Genomic DNA, 17726 nt, shown 5'->3' with positions numbered 1-17726 from the left:
TTTATGATTTTAAGAAAGAATCAATTTCGTCAAAATATTTTTCTTTAGCGTCCAGCCAGCCGTAATGTTTGCAATTTTCTAGTAAAACCATTTTTGAATTAGGAAAAGCTTTTAACGCAATTTCGCCAATTTCTTTACTAATTACATCTTGCTTTCCTTGAATAATCAGTACTGGTTTCTTAAAAGATTTTAGCTTGTCTTTACAATCAAAATTTATCTTTTGTAAATCACCCCATACTAAAGAATTTATAGTCGAATTTCCTTGAGTAAGTCTTTCGGCAATAACAGGGATAAATTTTTGGTTGTAAACATACGCAGGAGCCATTGCTCTTCCTCTTCCAATTTTGGCTGTATATGTTGTGTCGCCTTTTTCGATTTTGTTATTCCAGTATTTTAAGGAATCTTTTTCAGTAGAACTTAAATTTTCCTGAATAATGTCTCCACCTTTTAATAAGCTCAAATCTATTCCGCCAGACGATGATAAAATTAATTTATTAATGCTGTTAGGATAAACCGTTGCGTAATAAGAAGCAAGCATTCCTCCAAAAGAATGTCCAAGAATATCCCACTTTTTTATATTCAAATGTTTTCTCAAAGCTTCAATATCATCAGCCATTAACTTCATCGAGATTGTTTCGGCATTCAGATTTTTGAGTTTTGATTTTCCAGTTCCTCTTTGGTCATAAATAATGGTTTGATACTTTTCGGCCAAAATTTTTGCCAAAGGTTCAAAACCATTACTATTCATTCCGGGACCACCATTTATTATCAAAATAGGATAGCCCTTGCCAAATACCTTATAATAGGTTTGGCTAGCATCTGTGTTTTTTGCAAAACCTTCAGTTTGAGCAAATGAATGCGAAATAAATGATAAGAATATAAAAAGGAATACTTTTTTCATCATCGAGATTAAACGTTCATCAAGCTTTCTATTTCATCAGCTTCGATAGGGATGTTACGCATTAAATTAAATGGTTCTCCAGTTTCCTGAATCACAACATTATCTTCTAAGCGAATACCAAAACCTTCGGCAGGAATATAAATTCCAGGCTCAACCGTAAAAACCATATTAGCTTTCATTGGTTCGTGTAGCAATCCATAATCATGCGTGTCTAGACCCATGTGGTGAGAAGTTCCGTGCATGAAATATTTTTTATATGCAGGCCAATCAGGGTTTTCATTTTGTACATCGGCTTTATCAATTAGTTTTAAATCTAATAATTCCGAAGTCATTATTTTTCCAACCTCTACATGATATTGTTTCCAAAGCGTTCCAGGTGTAAGCATTTTTGTAGCTTCATTCTTTACGCGTAAAACAGCATTGTAAACAGCTTTTTGGCGCGCCGAGAAAGAACCCGAAACAGGAATAGTACGCGACATATCGCTAGAATAATTAGCATATTCGGCAGCAACATCCAGCAAGATTAAATCTCCAGCTTTACATTGTTGGTTGTTTTCGATATAGTGTAAAACATTTGCATTATTCCCCGAAGCAATAATCGGAGTATAAGCAAAACCTTTAGAGCGATTACGAATAAATTCGTGAATAAGTTCCGCTTCAATCTCGTATTCCGTTACATTAGGTTTTACAAAAGGCAATAATCTTCGGAAACCTTTTTCGGTAATATTACAAGCTTGCTGAATCAAATCGATTTCTTCGCTTTCCTTTACCGAACGAATGCGTTGTAAAATTGGGTTACTTTTAGCAACCTGATGAGCAGGATAACGCTCTTTCCACCATTTTACAAAACGAGCCTCACGAGTTTCAGTCTCAACAGTTGCACGATAATGCTCATTAGTATTAATGTACATAGTATCGGCATAAGTCATCATTTCGTTCAGAACCTTATGAAAATCCTGTAACCAATAAACCGTTTTAATTCCCGAAACTTCAAATGCACGTTGTTTAGTAAGTTTTTCCCCTTCCCAAACAGCAATATGATCATTAGTTTCTTTCAAAAACAAAATCTCACGCTGATTTTCGTACGGAGCATCAGGAAAAAGCAACAAGACGCTTTCTTCTTGATCCACACCACTTAAGTAAAAAATATCTCTATGTTGAGCAAAAGGTAATGTACTATCGGCGCTAACTGGGTAAATATCATTTGAATTAAAAACCGCTACACTATTAGGCTTCATTTGAGCCATGAATTTTTCGCGATTTTTTATAAAAAGAGAGCTGTTTATTTGATGATATTTCATGTTAATTTAGTTTTATACTTTGAATACTCAAAAATACTAATTTTAGAAATACGAGATTGGTTTGGTTTATTAAAAATTTCTTATTTGTTTGGGAATTTTTTCTCTACACAATGCTCACACAAACTTGTCTTTCTGAGGAACGAAGAATCTCCACTAGGAACTCGGCAAAGATTGACGATTTTGATTACGGAGTTTCTCGCGAAGATTTCTCCTCTGTCGAAATGACAATATTGAGAAAATCTTAGTAACTCAGAACCTTAGAATCTTAATAATGGCGTGTCCCTCCGGGTCGGGCTTTCGGCTATATCTTTTATTGCGCTATCGCTTCATAAAAGGATACCGCTTCTATCCCTCACGCAAACTCGGTTTCATAAGTAATTTATCGTTTTGAGGTTAAAATCGATTTTTTGAATTATGGTATTTTGTATATTGCAGTGTAATCAAAACTATTCGATTTATTTAATATGGAAATAATAAAAAATATTAATGAAATATTTTCAAATAGAGAATTAGCGACAATAGTTTGGCTCGCAATTATTCTTATCTTAATAAATTTAAATAAAGAAATTAGAAATTCAGCTTTTCAGGTTATCAAAGCATTTTTTGTAAAACAAATTTTACTTGTATTTTTTTTATTAGCCGTTTATGCTTTTTTTATTGTTTTGTTTTTAAAATATTATCGATTTTGGGATTTTACTTTACTGAAAGAAACCTTATTTTGGTTTTTTGGCTTTGCACTTATGACACTTTTTAAATTGGAAAAAGCGAATGAAGCGTCATTTTTTTTTAAGATTCTAATTGAAAGTTTTAAACTAACAATTTTTTTAGAATTTTTCCTGAATTTTTATACTTTTAGTTTCGTTACAGAAATGATTGTAATTCCGATTTTTACTTTTGTTTTTTTAATGAATTTAATTTCAGAAAACAAAGATGAGTATAAGCCTGTCTTTAAATTAACTAAAATAGTTATTGGATTTGTTGGTGCATTTTATATTGTTTTTGCTATTTATAAATTCATTTTTCATAACGAAAATATTCTAAGTGTTCATAATCTTAACTCTTTGATTTTACCAGTTCAACTTACGATTTTGAGTATTCCTTTTTTTTATTTCCTATCGCTTTATAGTAACTATGAAAGGCTTTTTTTAAGAGTAGAATTTATGAATAAGGATTCTGCAGTTCAACGTAACTTGAAGCTACAAATTCTAAAAAAAGCAAACATAAATCTAAGTAAGCTAAAAAAAATAGATGAAAAACTTACGGGATTTAATTTGTTTGAATTAACAGATATTAACCGAAAAGATGAAAACTCCAATAATGCGGATTTGTAATCCATACCCATAACAATAATCAAATCCATAAAAAAAACCGAAGCAATCAAACTTCGGTTTTTCTATAAATATATTTTTGTAAAAATTATTTCTCGCTTAGTAATTTTTCTAAAAGAGCTACTTTTTCTTTTTCAGCCTGAACCAATCTTTCATAAAGTTTTTCATTTTTATCAAAAGCTTCAAGAAGTTTATCAAGCGGATTAAAAGTGCAATTTTGATTTATAGAAGAAGAACCATTATCATATGTATTTCCAATAATATTAAAAACAGCTTCTTCCGAAAAGTTTCTTATCACTTCGGCGGGAACGCCCAAAGCTTCGGCAATTGCTTTTAGTTTTTCATCATCAACGCTTTCGCTTCCCTCAATAATAGATATAGATTGTTGCGTAGTACCAATCGCAAGAGCAAGGGCTTCTTGTTTCATGTCTCTAAGCTCTCTGATTCGGCTTATGTTTCGACCGATATGTCTTGGTTTTGTTTCTGTGCTCATAGTTCAAAGATATTTAAAAATCTGTTACATTTTTGTTTTCGGTAGAAAACAAGCCTTTGTTTGTGAGATACATTTTACGATTTGTTTCCCATGATGTAAAAATACAATTTTTCAGACTATTGTTGATTTTGAAAAGAATATTTCTAATTTGTATCGGTTTTTATGATTCCTGTAAATGACAAGATTTTGTAATATTGTTGTATCAAAGAACAACCAAAAATTATGACAATAGAAAAAGCAAATATAACCGACCACGAAATCTTAACAGAAATAACCAAAAAGTCAAAAGCATATTGGGGATATTCGGCAGAACAGATTTTGCAATGGGATAAAAATCTAACAATTACCAAAGAGTATATTAAAGATAATTATGTGTTTAAGTTACTAGGCGAAGATTTAATTATTGGCTATTATTCCTATTTTATTGAAGAAAAACATAATGTAATACTAGACAACTTATTTATAAGACCAGAATATATTGGGAAAGGATTCGGGAAATACTTAATGGACGATTTTTTAAATAGGATTAAAGAAAGTAAATTCGAAAAAATAACACTCGATTCAGAACCAAATGCAGAAGCATTTTATTCGAAAGTCGGATTTGTAAAAGTTGGCGAATTCGAAACTTCAATAAAAAACAGATTCATGCCAATTATGGAAATGAAACTGGAAGAAAATACGAAATAAATAGGATTAACCTGTTTTAATGTAATTAATTTTAACACATAGAAGCATAGGTTTTTGTATTTTCAAAAAAGGCGCTTCGCTTGTTTAAAATACACAAAGCTTGCTATGTGAAAGAAATGTATTTCTTTTTTGTGCTCTTTTTTACACATATAAATCTATGTTTCTATGTGTTAAATGAAACTTTATGACCTAAGCAAAGCAAATAGGTAAAGTTATCACACTCAAGGGGCGTGTTAAATTATTAATACATACATTAGAATATATAAAATAAGGTAATAGAAAATGAATAAGTCAGGTTTTGAATTAATTACTATAAAAGAAATTAAAATAGAATATCCTTTTTTGATAGAGCGAGAAGGCTTTGATTATTTTGAAGAATGGGAAGATCAGGATTTCTTTCTTGTAGCACGACAAGAGATAAATTATGATGGTAATTTCTATTTAGACCTTTATGAGGATAAAGAGAAAAAATGGCTTAGTAATCTATTAAACCTGTCATTAAAAGAAATTGATACAAGAAGAATAGAAGGCATTTTAATAAACGGAGATTTCTCGACAAACGGAACAATTATAAATGCCGAAGGAGATTATGGTCCTTATGTTTATATAAACGGTAATGTTACTTGCCAGAGTTTGCTATTAGGAGGTTCTTATACCGAAATAATAGGGAATGTTAAGGCAACAGAAGTTGTAATGACATCTTATAATCACGGAAATTTTAAATGTACAGGACTTATAGAAGCGCCCGTTTTTATAGTCGAAGACCATTATACAACATTTGCGGAGCGTAAAAATGATTTGTTTTATTACAATGATAGAGCAGACGATTTTGATGCCGAAAACGAATGTCAATACGATGAAGTTTCAGGAGAAGATATTATCTCGATAGAATTGCGAAAACATCTTGATAATCCGTTAATAGAAACCTTCGAAGAATTAAAAAGGGAATTAGAATTTGGAGAATTGGTTCTTAAACAAAATAATCCTCCTGCAAAAACTTATGAATATTGGCACAAAAGAGTATTGTCAAATTATAGAGATCTTAAGTTGGTTCCAAAAGAATTTAAAACCGAAGAACTTTGTAATCAGGTATTAAATATTACCTACCATGCTTTGCCATTTATTGATGAGAACTTAATAACGTTTGAATTCTGCGATAAATTAGTTGACAAAGATGGTTTTGCAATTCAGGTTATTCCAGATGAATTTATGACAAAAGAACTTTGTTTTAAAGCAGCTGAAAATGGAACAATGTTAAGATTAATTCCAGAAGAATATTATTCTGAAGAATTGATTCTGTTAGTTTTCAAGAATGGAAAACATCAACCGGATATTAATGATGTTCCTTCAGAGTTTATTACCGAAAGTTTGCTTAAAGAATATGTGAAAATTGGAAAAGGATTATGGCTTGATAAGGCTTGTAAAGAAAATGAAATTGATAAATTATCTATTTTAAAACAAGTTATAGATTCTGGAATAGAATATTTGGATACTGTTTTTGGGAATCATTTTAGTAAAGAAATAGTCGATTATGCTTTTTCTGTTTATGGTAGTAAAAGCAAAGAGAATTGGAATAAATATGTTGAAAAATATAAGGTTAAATTTGAGCGTTTAGAGTTGAATAATTATTTAAGTAATAATGAATGAACTTATAATTGAGAGTAAAGGAATTAGAACCAATCAATATTTTATACCGCCTTTTGAGTTAAGGAAAGGAGAACTAGTTGTTATTTATTTGGGAGGGGGTTTACATTTTGATATAATGAAAGCAGAATTAATAGCTATTTTTGCAGGAAGAGCCCATCACGAAAATGTAAAGATATATAAGCCTTTGACTTTTGCGGAACCTTTTAAAGAGTCATTTTTCAGAAGAATGTTTCATCCTGTTACGGTAAGTAATTATTTGAAGAAAAATTCAGATCCAAAAAGTACAATGATTTCAAAAATATTTGAAATTGATACGTTTGCTAGAAAAGACAAGATGAATGATCTCGATACTAGTCAAAAAAAGAGACTTTCGTTGTGTTCAGTTCTTTCAAGAACAAGAAATGTAGTTTTTGACCTGAGGGGAGAAGGACCTGTAGGAGCAAATGAAACAGTTAAGTTTTTAAATGGCGAGATTAAAAATGATGGTGCAGCAATTTTAATTGATTGGGCAGATGATATGAAAGATAATTGTTCGAAATTTATAGCGATTGAATGGTTGTTGGATGATGAAGAATTAAGAAAGATGGGCAATAGAAGTTTAAAACTTTCTCAAATGTATTAGCTAAAGTGGGCGCTTTTAATGAATATGGATTCGAAAATAAAAATCAGGAAAATAAAATTTAGAAATATTTAATGAAAACATTTCGAACCCGAATAATTTAATAAATTGCAGTAAATAATTATCCAAATAAAATAGATTGAAAAAACATTTAAAATACCTGATTTATCTTTTTCTGGCTTTTGTCGTGATTGCAGGTGATGGTGCTTTGAGTTTTCAATCAAAATCAGCCGATTATTATCAGTCTTCACTTATTAATGTAAGCAGAGAATTAAATTTTAAAGACTCTGGTTTATATGTTTACAATCAAGTAAAAACTCAAGGAAAGACTTTCTTTCCAATTCCTTTAAAACTCGTAGAATTTACAGCTGTTTTTAGCTTTCAAATTAACATTGTTTTAAAGTTGCAAAGGCTTATTTATCAAAAATTAAGTTTATTTGTGGCTCAGTCTGTTTTTATAAATGAAATAATCACTTCCAATACTCCTTATTAAAAGTTTGTACAACGCTTAGGGAATCTTTTCTAGGCATTTATGCTATTCAAGCATAATGGTGATAAAAAAATGTCTAATCATTTATCATTTACAAAATGTATAAACGTAATAATAAAATACGCTTAGAGCAATCTAGGCGACCAATACTTTGGCTAAAAAGAAAAGTAATCCTAATTATAACCGCATTCATGCTCGGAATGGCAAACGGAATGAATGTACACGATGAAGCTCTTAAAGGAAATCAAAATTATACAGAACAACATAAGAAGGATTGATTTGTTGTTTAACCGCAAAGGGCATAAAGTTTTGTAGTATTGGAATTGTTTGTAGACCTTTGTCAAATTTTTAAACTTTGACAAAGGTCTTAATTTACAATTCAAATTTAAAGTTTGTCTTGTTTGTCTTTTCAACTAAAAAATGGCTTATGCAAAAATTTATTATCGGAACAAATGATTTTGGAGTTGGAGAAGTAACTTGCAAAATTGATAAAGAAAATTCGATTATTAACAACTTGACAATTGTTGCTGATGAGGAAACTTTTGAAAAATTATCTGATGATGAGGATGGTGAATGGTTTTGGTTGTTATACCCTCCTCGACTTTATTTTAAGGAAATTCCTTTTGAATTAAAAGATGATAAAATAGAAATTATAATTACCGAGGAAATTCTTGATAATTGTGATGTTGCCCTTTATTTAATGGAACATAATGATATAGGAGGAAAGTTTATAATTAACAAAAACGGAATATTTGTATTCGAAGGTTGTACATATATCTCAGGTAAAGAAGTTAAATTAGAACTAGAAGTGAATCTCACATTATAGAAGAAACCATCTTCAAAATTCTGAATTTTGAAGATGGTTTTTAATTAATTGTATTGATTGATTAAGATTTTAATCAATCCATTTATAATATCTCGCCCCAATTAAATTAGGGATTTCTTTTTCGATTCTATCTAAAACCCATTCGTTTTTAGGAGTTCGGATGCTTTGTTTTGGTAAGTTTTGTATTTTTTTCAGGATAAAAGTATGTTTAATTGGTCTAGCAAAGAGAAAAGATAGTAGTTGGAGAAGTTTTCTTAAATGAATCTAATTATGGATTAAATTTCTTACTTTCGCCGTGTTCAATAAATTATGTAAAAATTTAATTATTGAATCGTTTATTAACAATTAAAAACCAAGATTCATATCTATGAAGGCAAAATTCTACCAATTTACAATCTTATTATTTATTTCTTTTTTAATATTTTCATGTGCTTCAGATGAAAAAACGGTGCCATTGAGTACCGAGAATAAAATTCTATCATTTAATATTATTAAAGGAGATGTTTCTAAGCAGTTTGATGTTTTAGAAGGCTCGGTAACAGGCAAGGTAGCTAGCGACTTTGAGTTGAATGATATAAAAATATCCGTTTCAATTCCTAAAGGGGCGACAATTAGCCCTGATCCAAGTATAATCAAATCTATTACAGGACCATTTAATCTTACTGTTACTGCCGAAAATGGAGATAAGAAAGCGTACGAGATATCGATAAAAAGAGAATTAAGTGTAGATAATTTTATTTTAGAGGCTAACATTAATACTCCGTATTTTGTAACTAGTCCAAAAATTGATGGAGAAACTGGAATCATAACAAAGAGATTGCCAGAATCTGTTGATTTGAAAAATTTAAGTATAGATTTAAAATATTCAAAATATGCTACAATTACACCTGACCCAAGGACTGTTAAAGATTATTCGTCTCCAGTAAATTTCACAGTTAAGTCTGAATCTGGAGTAGAAAAAGTTTATCAGGTTAAGTTAGAGCACATGGATATCAATAAATTTGAATCATGTTCTGAGGCCAATGCTTGGAAATGGTTTGGGGGGGATGACAGAACTAATGTTCCTGATTTTTTACCTTATGATAGGAATGTTGGAACAGGGCAAGCAATTGTATTGAATAAAGATTTAAGCCCTTCTGTTTTTAGTATACATCTTCGTGAAGGTTTCCGTTATGATAAGACTAAAACCCAATATGGGAAAGCTGTTACGTTAAAGTTGATTATAAGGGATGGAAATAATAAAATATTAGCGTTTACTATGACAGATGTTTCTGGGCAGTTTAATGGAGGATTTATTCCATTTAATTTAGAAAAATTAAATCTTTTTTTAGAAGCTGGTAAGACATATGTTTTTTACTGGTACTTGGTAAATGGGGAATCATTAGGTGTTATGGCAGCTAGTTCTGCTAATAAAAATTCTGACTCTGGATTCTGTTTTAGCAAAGGTTATTATGGACAGTCTAAAATTAGTGAAAATAATACTCTCGAAGATTTTAGTGTTTGGGGCGAACAAGAAGGTTGGCATTTTAATATTCAGTTAGAAGGTAAAGAATAAAAAGTATATATAAAAAAAAACTGAAGCATTTTACTTGAAATAGCTTCGGTTTTTTTTTATAATTTAATTGATTTATTGTGTAGTAGATATGTCAATTATGTTTGTAAACCTTTGTCAAAGTTTTAAACTTTGACAAAGGTCTTAATGAAAAGCTTTGCGAACTCTGCTGTTTTCAACATTACGTAGATAGAAGCCTTAGCGCACTTTGCGGTTAAATTTAAAAGTGTAACATAAAAAAACCGAAACTTAACGTTTCGGTTTTAAATAATTTAATCAACCCATTTATAATATCTCGCCCCAATTAAATTAGGGATTTCTTTTTCGATTCTATCTAAAACCCATTCGTTTTTAGGAGTTCGGATGCTTTGTTTTTGTTCTTTTTTGTGAAGCTTTTCATAAGTTTCAAAATCAATTTCGGTGCTTTTTTCTAAAGTCTCAAAAAGTTTGGTTTCAGTAAGAGCAGATTTCCATTCCGGTTGAATTGTTCCTTCAAAAACTTTAGATTTTGATCCGCTTCCGTAAGCTAGAAAGCCAAATTTAGTTTCGGTAACTTCTTGCTTTGTGTCATAAAAATGAGCCAAAGTCGATAATAATCCCATAAAAATAGATCCTGTATAAAGGTTTCCTATTAAGGAAGAGGCTAACTCAGCAGGTTGCAATTTATCGGTAACAAAGGTTCTGTATTTTTCGGATTTGCTTATTTCTTTTAGTTTATTTTGGTATTCAGCTGTTGATTCATCTCCCGAAATAATTTTAGAATTGTTGTCTAGAGCATAAATTTCAGATAACATTCTTCGTCCTTGAAAAGAATATGGTAAATGCATGATGATACTTTTCCAGGAATTGTAAACAGTCTCAGAAGTGTTTTTTAATTTCTTAAAAGAAAAATAAGCATTACGAGTACGATCCATATAACACTGATTCGAGTATTGTCCGTCGAAAACTGGTTGGTCTTTGTGGATTTCTATTTCGGCTTCAAGATTGTCAAACCAAGATTCATTGGTTACATTTCCTGATATAGATTCTTTCGAAATTGTTCGGTATGGTTTAAAAAAGTCGAAAACACCTTTAGTACTTGTCGCCCAATTGTTTTCGAAAGCAATAATTCTTGGATTTGAAGTTACAAGCATTGCAAGAGCTCCAGCGCCTTGGGTATATTCTCCAGTTGAATTTAAGTCATATTTTGCAAAATCGGTAGTAACAACAATCGCTTTTTTAGTTGGATTCAATTTTACAAAATCAATACAATTTTGTAAAGCATCTACGCCACCAATACAAGCAAATGTAAAATCGACAACATCACATTCGGCCAAAGTATCTTCGCCAAATTTTTGTTCTATCAAAGCAATCAAAAATGAACTAATAGGTTTAGAGCTATCAATAGCACTTTCGGTTCCAACATAAATACGACCAATTTCGCTTAAATTAATCTTATTTTCTTCTATTATTTTGGTTAAAGCATTTGCTCCAAAAACTACGGTATCTTGATAAGTGTCTGGAAGGGTCATTTTAATTAAACCCAAACCTTTTTCTAGTTTTTCGGGTTCTATATTTCTGGCGGTTGCCAATGTTTTTATAGGTAAATGTATTTTGGCTACATCAAATGTAATAGCATCAATTCCTGTTTTCATTCTGGTTTTTTTGAGCCGATAAAGGTAAAATTAAGCTATCAAACTTCGATTGTTTTAAAAGGATAAAATTCGGTTTTGGTATACTTTTGAGGATAACAAATTAAAATGTTGAAAAAAATATCAATTTGGTAATTATATAAAAAGTAGGTTTTTGTTAAAACAACCTTAGGAAAAAATCTATTTTATTGTTTTTAAATAATTTGCAATAAAATCATTTAAAACTCTTTAAAATCATTATAAATAACAACGAAATGGTTGTAGTTCATGTCTATTTGAGTTATTTTTGTCTAATTTTTTAAAACAAACTACTTAAACACTTATGGCACAATCTGCACTATTGAATGCTTCCATCTTAAAGAAAGTGGCTATGGCTCTTTCGGGAATATTCTTAATCACGTTTTTAGCGCTGCATGTTTCCTTAAATTTCATTTCTATTATTAGTGAAGATGTTTTTAACGAAGCTTCTCACTTTATGGGATACAATCCGCTGATTCAATATGTAATGCAACCAGTTTTGGCAATCGGAGTAATTTTCCATTTTGTAATGGGATTTGTATTGACGTTGCAAAACAGCGCTGCAAGACCAATTGCATATGCAAAATACAACGGAGCTGCAAATGCTTCTTGGAGTTCTAGAAATATGATTATTTCTGGATTGGTTATTTTAGCATTCTTAGGATTGCATTTTTATGATTTTTGGTTTCCTGAGGTTGCCTACAAATATATTGCAGGTACAGCACCAGATGCTACGAGATATTATGGAGAGTTAGTTCATAAATTTCATGACCCAATTCGTACAGGGTTATATTGCATTTCTTTTGTGTTATTAGGATTTCACCTTTGGCACGGATTCAGTTCTTCTCTTCAATCTATGGGAATGAACAATAAGTACTCAAGATCTTTAAGTAGATTCGGTTATGGATTTGCGGTAGTAGTACCAGCACTTTTCGTTATAATCGCATTATTTCATCATTTCAATAATTAATATAAATTATAATGGCATTAGATTCAAAAATTCCACACGGCCCAATATCGGACAAATGGACAGATTATAAAGATCATATTAATTTAGTAAACCCTGCTAACAAACGTAATTTAGATATTATCATTGTTGGTACAGGTTTGGCTGGAGGTTCAGCTGCGGCTACTTTGGCTGAGCAGGGATATAACGTAAAAGCTTTTTGTTTTCAGGATTCACCAAGACGTGCGCACTCTATTGCAGCACAAGGGGGTATCAACGCAGCAAAAAACTATAAAGGTGATGGTGACTCTGTTTACAGATTATTTTATGATACTGTAAAAGGTGGTGACTACCGTGCGCGTGAAGCAAACGTTCACCGTTTGGCTGAAGTTTCGGCTAATATTATCGACCAGTGTGTGGCTCAAGGGGTGCCATTGGCAAGAGAGTATGGTGGTCTTTTAGATAACCGTTCTTTTGGAGGAACTTTAGTTTCTCGTACTTTTTATGCACAAGGACAAACAGGACAACAATTATTGTTAGGAGCTTATTCTGCAATGAACCGTCAGATTGGTCGTGGAAAAGTAAAAATGTACAACCGTCACGAAATGCTAGATATAGTTATCGTAAACGGAAAAGCGAGAGGAATTATCGCTCGTAACCTTGTTACAGGAGAAATAGAAAGACATTCTGCTCACGCGGTAGTAGTTGGTTCTGGAGGATACGGAAACGTATTTTTCTTGTCAACAAATGCTATGGGAAGTAACGCAACAGCAGCTTGGAAAATACATAAAAAAGGAGCGTTTTTTGCAAATCCTTGTTATACACAAATTCACCCAACTTGTATTCCGGTTTCAGGAGATCACCAGTCTAAATTGACTTTGATGTCTGAGTCGTTACGTAATGATGGTCGTATTTGGGTTCCTGCAAAACAAGAAGATGCTAAAGCAATCCGTGAAGGAAAGAAAAAAGCAACTGATTTATCTGAGGCTGAAAGAGATTATTTCTTAGAAAGAAGATATCCTGCTTTTGGTAACTTAGTACCTCGTGACGTTGCGTCTCGTGCTGCAAAAGAAAGATGTGATGCTGGTTTTGGAGTTAACAAAACTGGAGAAGCTGTTTACTTAGATTTCGCTGCAGCGATTAAACGTTACGGAACTGAAGAAGCTTTCGTAAAAGGTTTAGATGATAAAGATGCTGCTTTGGTAACTAAATTAGGAGCTGAAATCGTGAAAAGTAAATACGGAAACTTATTCCAAATGTATTACAAAATCGTCGATGAAGATCCTTATACTACACCTATGATGATTTACCCAGCGGTTCACTACACAATGGGTGGAACTTGGGTTGATTATAACTTAATGACTACAATTCCGGGATGTTTCTCAATCGGGGAGTCTAACTTCTCTGATCACGGAGCAAACAGACTTGGAGCTTCTGCTTTAATGCAAGGTTTAGCTGATGGATATTTCGTATTACCTTATACTATTGGAGATTATCTTGCTCCGGATATTAAAATGGGAGAAATTTCTACAGATTTGCCAGAATTCGTAGCAGCAGAAAAAGAAGTAAAAGATCAAATCGATAGATTTATCAATAATAAAGGAACTCATTCTGTAGATTATTTCCATAAGAAATTAGGAAAAATCATGTGGGATAAAGTAGGTATGGCTCGTAATGCTAAAGGTTTAGCTGAAGCTATTGTTGAGATTGCTGCTTTACGTGAAGAGTTTTATAAAGATGTAAAAGTGCCAGGAAGCGCTAACGAATTTAATCAGGAATTAGAGAAAGCGACACGTGTTGCCGATTTCTTAGAGTTAGGAGAATTATTCGCGAAAGATGCATTACACCGTAATGAATCTTGTGGAGGTCACTTCCGTGAAGAATACCAAACAGAAGAAGGAGAAGCACTTCGTGATGACGAAAACTTTGCATACGTTGCAGCTTGGGAATACAAAGGAAAACCAAGTGATGCCGTATTACACAAAGAACCTCTGGTTTACGAAAACATTAAATTAGTTCAAAGAAGCTACAAATAAGAATTTGGTCGAAAGCCCAAAGTCTTAAAGTCCAAAAGACAAATGCGTCAAGTGACTTTCGACTTTTGGACTTTATGACTTTCAAACTAAAACGGTATGAAACTTACATTAAAAATATGGCGTCAGAAAAACGCCCAAGATAAAGGGGGAATTGTTGATTACCCAATCGACGGAATCGAACCAGATATGTCTTTCCTTGAAATGCTTGATGTTCTTAATGAACAATTAATCAACAAAGGAGAAGAGCCAGTAGCATTTGACCACGATTGTCGTGAAGGAATCTGTGGTATGTGTTCTTTATTCATTAACGGAGAAGCACACGGACCAGACAGAGGAGTAACTACTTGTCAGTTACACATGCGTATGTTTAAAGATGGCGATACGATTTTTATCGAACCATTTAGAGCAAAAGCTTTCCCAGTAATTAAAGATTTAGTTGTTGACAGAAGTTCTTTTGACAGAATTCAACACGCAGGAGGTTTTATCTCGGTAAATACTTCAGGTAACACAATTGATGCTAATACAATTCCGATAAACAAACATGATGCAGATAAGTCTTTTGATGCTGCTGCTTGTATTGGTTGTGGAGCTTGTGTTGCAACTTGTAAAAACTCATCGGCAATGTTATTCGTTGCTGCAAAAGTATCTCAATATGCTTTATTGCCTCAAGGTAAGATTGAAGCTGTTGATCGTGTTTTAAACATGGTACACCAGATGGATCACGAAGGTTTTGGTAACTGTACTAATACTGGAGCTTGTGAAGTAGAATGTCCTAAAGGGATTTCTCTAGAGAATATTGCACGTATGAACCGTGAGTATTTATCTGCAAGTTTAAAAGGATAAATCTAAAATAAAATTCAATTTAGTTTTTATAAAAAACGCATTCGCCGCGGCGAATGCGTTTTTTTGTTTCTGTCTATTCGTAATATAATTGAGAGGCACTTATTTCTTGCTTTTCTTTACCTTCTTGTCGGATAAAGCATTGTAATGTCGAACTTCCTGCAGCGTCAAAATAACTGATGTTTATTTTGTGAAATCCTTTTTCGAGTTTTGTTGCTCCAAAAGCTTCATTAATCCAATGTCTTCCGTCATTATCAACAATTAGCTGATTATCTATAAATAATTTAGCACCGTCATCTACAATAGTAGAAAACTCATATTGTGCTGTTTCGGGAATATAGATATAACCTTCAAATTTTAACCCCATATATAGGTTTTCTTTTGATTTGTATCTTTTCATTTCGATTACTCCTTCGTGAATTCCAGATTTTGTAAATTTTATAGTATCTAGTTCAAGTGTTTGTTGAACGAGTTTGTTTGTATAGGAATATTTTAATCCATTTTTAGTAGGCTTAATAGCCAAAGCTGGTTGAGTTTCGGAATTTTTAACGGAAATTGTGGTAATAGAACTTCTTCTCCCGCTAGGGCTTATTTGGACTACTTTGATGTTTCTAAACTCTCCTTTCGGAATGTAAACTGTAACGGGTTTTGTGTATTTGCTGGCTGTTTCATCTGGATTGTAGCCATCGATTGTATAGAAAATTTGTCCGTTTTTAATTGTTGGTTGCATCTCTAATATATATTTAGAAGCTATAACAGTAGTATCCTGAATCCCAAATGGAGTAGGGACCTTATAGAGTCTTTTTTGAGATTCTAATTTTTCTATATGATGCGGAAATCTTTTCAGTATTAAATTTGGATAATTTTTATTCTTCGTTTCTGTCCAAGCTATTTCTGCAAAAGGAAATAATCTAGGGTAAAGCATATAATTTAGCTTCGCAGGACTAGTTACATATTCTGACCATATATTTGCCTGAACTCCATGAATGTATTTTTGCTGTTCTATAGTTAAGCTATCTACAGGAGTAGGGTTGTAGTTGTATACTTCGTGTACGGTGGTTAATCGGCCTACAGATAATGGTTCTTGTAAAGAATAGCCTTGATTATGGTCAAAATAAACATAATCTTCAGGGGTCATTACTACTTTGTGTTTGTCTCTGGCGGCAGCAATTCCTCCAGATTCTCCACGCCATGACATAACCGCAGCATTAGGAGCAAGACCTCCTTCTAGAATTTCATCCCATCCAAAAATCTGTCTTCCGTTTGCATTTAGAAACTTTTCCATGCGTTTGATAAAATAACTTTGTAGCTCATGTTCGTTTTTTAAACCAAGGTCTTTTATTCTTTTTTGACAATTTGGGCATTTCTCCCATCGTGATTTAGGACATTCGTCTCCGCCAATATGTATGTATTCACTAGGAAAAAGAGCCATTACTTCTTTTAAAACATCTTCTAAGAAAACAAAAGTTTCTTCTTTGCCTGCGCAAAATACATCTTCGAAAACACCCCAAGATTCAATTAATTTTAAGTCTGTAGACGGAAAGCAAGCTAAGTTTGGGTAAGCGGCAACAGCTGCGGATGCATGCCCTGGCATTTCGATTTCGGGAATAACGTTTACAAAATGTTCTTCGGCAAATTTTACAACATCTTTTATTTCTTCTTGTGTATAATATCCTTCGTAGGGAATGTTATCAAAAAATCTAGGAAATCTTTCAAATTTGTTTCCTACGAGGGTTTGTGCTCTTTTTGATCCGATTTCGGTAAGTTTTGGGTATTTTTTTATTTCGATTCTCCAGCCTTGATCATCTGTTAAATGCCAATGAAAATTATTTAGTTTGTAATAAGACATTTGTGCAATGAAGTCTTTAATTACATCTGCGGAGAAAAAGTGACGACACACATCTAGATGTAATCCTCTATACGGATATCTAGGCTGGTCGATAATCTCAACGCATGGTAATTTAATCTGTGAACTTGCAGTTAAGTTATTTGGTAAAAGCTGAAGCAAACTTTGAACTGCATAAAATAATCCTTGTTCTTGACCGATAACAGAAATGCCTTTTGCAGTAATATTTATTTTGTAGGCTTCCTTATCTGCTTTCGCGGAAGCGGGTTCTGTAGAGAATTGAACCAAAATATCGGCTTTCTTTTTAGGAGTATTTTTGTTTATAACAGATTCGAAAAGTTGAGCTGTTTTGAGTTCTTTGGAAGTGTATTTATTATTCTTGAAAACAATTTTTATTTGTCCTTTTATAGCGATGCTATCACCTGTTGCTTTGTAAAAATTTGGTGCAGGAATTATAGTTGAGTTATTTAAAGATTCTTGTGCATTCCCAAGAGAATAGCACAGTGTTAAAATAAATAGGAGGATTTTTTTCATGTTAGAGTTTTGGTTGGTTAAAAACAAATTT

General features: G+C 32.3%; 16 protein-coding genes. 11 read left to right on the top strand and 5 right to left on the bottom strand.

The features are described from left to right. Position 1 precedes the first annotated feature (1 nt). Together IW20_RS00890 and IW20_RS00885 are read right to left on the bottom strand one after the other, a co-directional pair. The gene (locus tag IW20_RS00890) at positions 2-904 is read right to left on the bottom strand and encodes an alpha/beta fold hydrolase (RefSeq protein WP_035617587.1); all 903 of its coding nucleotides are present in this window, start codon (positions 902-904) and stop codon (positions 2-4) included. Positions 905-909: 5 nt separating this feature from the next. Next, the gene (locus IW20_RS00885; RefSeq protein ID WP_035617584.1) at positions 910-2202 is read right to left on the bottom strand and encodes an aminopeptidase P family protein; all 1293 of its coding nucleotides are present in this window, start codon (positions 2200-2202) and stop codon (positions 910-912) included. A 464-nt stretch (positions 2203-2666) separates the two neighbouring features. Between IW20_RS00885 and IW20_RS00875 the strand changes: the two genes are divergently transcribed. Continuing rightward, positions 2667-3533 carry a hypothetical protein gene (locus tag IW20_RS00875; RefSeq protein WP_035617578.1) on the top strand — a complete coding sequence of 289 codons (867 nt, stop codon included), beginning with the start codon at positions 2667-2669 and terminating at the stop codon, positions 3531-3533. An 85-nt stretch (positions 3534-3618) separates the two neighbouring features. Here the strand turns inward: IW20_RS00875 and IW20_RS00870 are convergent, their stop codons facing one another. Beyond that, positions 3619-4023, bottom strand: a complete 405-nt coding sequence (locus IW20_RS00870; protein WP_035617575.1) for a helix-turn-helix domain-containing protein — start codon at positions 4021-4023, stop codon at positions 3619-3621. Positions 4024-4245: 222 nt separating this feature from the next. Between IW20_RS00870 and IW20_RS00865 the strand changes: the two genes are divergently transcribed. The 7 genes from IW20_RS00865 (at position 4246) to IW20_RS00835 (ending at position 9847) form a co-directional block, all read left to right on the top strand. Next, positions 4246-4710: a GNAT family N-acetyltransferase gene (locus IW20_RS00865; protein ID WP_035617573.1), complete on the top strand. Its 465-nt coding sequence runs from the start codon at positions 4246-4248 to the stop codon at positions 4708-4710. A 282-nt stretch (positions 4711-4992) separates the two neighbouring features. Continuing rightward, positions 4993-6357 carry a polymer-forming cytoskeletal protein gene (locus IW20_RS00860; RefSeq protein ID WP_035617571.1) on the top strand — a complete coding sequence of 455 codons (1365 nt, stop codon included), beginning with the start codon at positions 4993-4995 and terminating at the stop codon, positions 6355-6357. Beyond that, positions 6350-6979, top strand: a complete 630-nt coding sequence (locus IW20_RS00855; RefSeq protein WP_035617569.1) for a hypothetical protein — start codon at positions 6350-6352, stop codon at positions 6977-6979. The genes IW20_RS00860 and IW20_RS00855 overlap by 8 nt, the downstream gene beginning before the upstream one ends. Before the next feature lie 136 nt (positions 6980-7115). Continuing rightward, positions 7116-7469 carry a hypothetical protein gene (locus IW20_RS00850; protein ID WP_035617567.1) on the top strand — a complete coding sequence of 118 codons (354 nt, stop codon included), beginning with the start codon at positions 7116-7118 and terminating at the stop codon, positions 7467-7469. A 95-nt stretch (positions 7470-7564) separates the two neighbouring features. After that, positions 7565-7744 (top strand): hypothetical protein, encoded by a 180-nt coding sequence (locus tag IW20_RS00845; RefSeq protein ID WP_035617565.1) that lies wholly within the window; start codon positions 7565-7567, stop codon positions 7742-7744. 149 nt (positions 7745-7893) lie between these two features. Next, complete coding sequence (locus IW20_RS00840) at positions 7894-8292, top strand: hypothetical protein (RefSeq protein WP_035617562.1); 399 nt, start codon at positions 7894-7896, stop codon at positions 8290-8292. Between the two features lie 367 nt (positions 8293-8659). Continuing rightward, the gene (locus IW20_RS00835; RefSeq protein ID WP_035617559.1) at positions 8660-9847 is read left to right on the top strand and encodes a DUF5018 domain-containing protein; all 1188 of its coding nucleotides are present in this window, start codon (positions 8660-8662) and stop codon (positions 9845-9847) included. A gap of 269 nt (positions 9848-10116) precedes the next feature. Here IW20_RS00835 and IW20_RS00830 read toward each other — a convergent pair whose 3' ends face one another. After that, a complete protein-coding gene (locus tag IW20_RS00830; protein ID WP_035617557.1) occupies positions 10117-11478 on the bottom strand; it encodes a hydroxymethylglutaryl-CoA synthase family protein in 1362 nt (453 codons plus the stop codon). 319 nt (positions 11479-11797) lie between these two features. On the opposite strand from IW20_RS00830, the gene IW20_RS00825 reads away from it, so the two are divergent. The 3 genes from IW20_RS00825 to IW20_RS00815 all read left to right on the top strand — a co-directional run bounded on the left by IW20_RS00825 (position 11798) and on the right by IW20_RS00815 (position 15318). Beyond that, positions 11798-12463 (top strand): succinate dehydrogenase cytochrome b subunit, encoded by a 666-nt coding sequence (locus tag IW20_RS00825; protein ID WP_035617555.1) that lies wholly within the window; start codon positions 11798-11800, stop codon positions 12461-12463. Between the two features lie 11 nt (positions 12464-12474). Beyond that, positions 12475-14475 (top strand): fumarate reductase/succinate dehydrogenase flavoprotein subunit, encoded by a 2001-nt coding sequence (locus tag IW20_RS00820; RefSeq protein ID WP_035617553.1) that lies wholly within the window; start codon positions 12475-12477, stop codon positions 14473-14475. A 96-nt stretch (positions 14476-14571) separates the two neighbouring features. Beyond that, the gene (locus IW20_RS00815; protein WP_035617551.1) at positions 14572-15318 is read left to right on the top strand and encodes a succinate dehydrogenase/fumarate reductase iron-sulfur subunit; all 747 of its coding nucleotides are present in this window, start codon (positions 14572-14574) and stop codon (positions 15316-15318) included. A gap of 73 nt (positions 15319-15391) precedes the next feature. On the opposite strand, the gene IW20_RS00810 is transcribed toward IW20_RS00815, so the two are convergent. Continuing rightward, positions 15392-17695 (bottom strand): family 20 glycosylhydrolase, encoded by a 2304-nt coding sequence (locus tag IW20_RS00810; protein ID WP_035617549.1) that lies wholly within the window; start codon positions 17693-17695, stop codon positions 15392-15394. Positions 17696-17726: the final 31 nt, after the last annotated feature.

Origin of the sequence: Flavobacterium hydatis (assembly GCF_000737695.1) — a bacterium.
Taxonomy (GTDB): Bacteria; Bacteroidota; Bacteroidia; order Flavobacteriales; family Flavobacteriaceae; genus Flavobacterium; species Flavobacterium hydatis.
The sequence above is the reverse complement of the archived record's forward strand: the minus strand, read 5'-3'. Positions and strand labels throughout refer to the sequence as shown.

Excerpts from the sequence above, each read along its gene's own strand:
- IW20_RS00835 (WP_035617559.1), top strand. The coding sequence starts at position 8,660 with ATGAAGGCAAAATTCTACCAATTTACAATCTTATTATTTATTTCTTTT.
- IW20_RS00810 (WP_035617549.1), bottom strand. The coding sequence starts at position 17,695 with ATGAAAAAAATCCTCCTATTTATTTTAACACTGTGCTATTCTCTTGGG.
- IW20_RS00870 (WP_035617575.1), bottom strand. The coding sequence starts at position 4,023 with ATGAGCACAGAAACAAAACCAAGACATATCGGTCGAAACATAAGCCGA.
- IW20_RS00875 (WP_035617578.1), top strand. The coding sequence starts at position 2,667 with ATGGAAATAATAAAAAATATTAATGAAATATTTTCAAATAGAGAATTA.
- IW20_RS00815 (WP_035617551.1), top strand. The coding sequence starts at position 14,572 with ATGAAACTTACATTAAAAATATGGCGTCAGAAAAACGCCCAAGATAAA.
- IW20_RS00865 (WP_035617573.1), top strand. The coding sequence starts at position 4,246 with ATGACAATAGAAAAAGCAAATATAACCGACCACGAAATCTTAACAGAA.
- IW20_RS00855 (WP_035617569.1), top strand. The coding sequence starts at position 6,350 with ATGAATGAACTTATAATTGAGAGTAAAGGAATTAGAACCAATCAATAT.
- IW20_RS00845 (WP_035617565.1), top strand. The coding sequence starts at position 7,565 with ATGTATAAACGTAATAATAAAATACGCTTAGAGCAATCTAGGCGACCA.
- IW20_RS00860 (WP_035617571.1), top strand. The coding sequence starts at position 4,993 with ATGAATAAGTCAGGTTTTGAATTAATTACTATAAAAGAAATTAAAATA.
- IW20_RS00825 (WP_035617555.1), top strand. The coding sequence starts at position 11,798 with ATGGCACAATCTGCACTATTGAATGCTTCCATCTTAAAGAAAGTGGCT.
- IW20_RS00840 (WP_035617562.1), top strand. The coding sequence starts at position 7,894 with ATGCAAAAATTTATTATCGGAACAAATGATTTTGGAGTTGGAGAAGTA.
- IW20_RS00820 (WP_035617553.1), top strand. The coding sequence starts at position 12,475 with ATGGCATTAGATTCAAAAATTCCACACGGCCCAATATCGGACAAATGG.
- IW20_RS00885 (WP_035617584.1), bottom strand. The coding sequence starts at position 2,202 with ATGAAATATCATCAAATAAACAGCTCTCTTTTTATAAAAAATCGCGAA.
- IW20_RS00890 (WP_035617587.1), bottom strand. The coding sequence starts at position 904 with ATGATGAAAAAAGTATTCCTTTTTATATTCTTATCATTTATTTCGCAT.
- IW20_RS00830 (WP_035617557.1), bottom strand. The coding sequence starts at position 11,478 with ATGAAAACAGGAATTGATGCTATTACATTTGATGTAGCCAAAATACAT.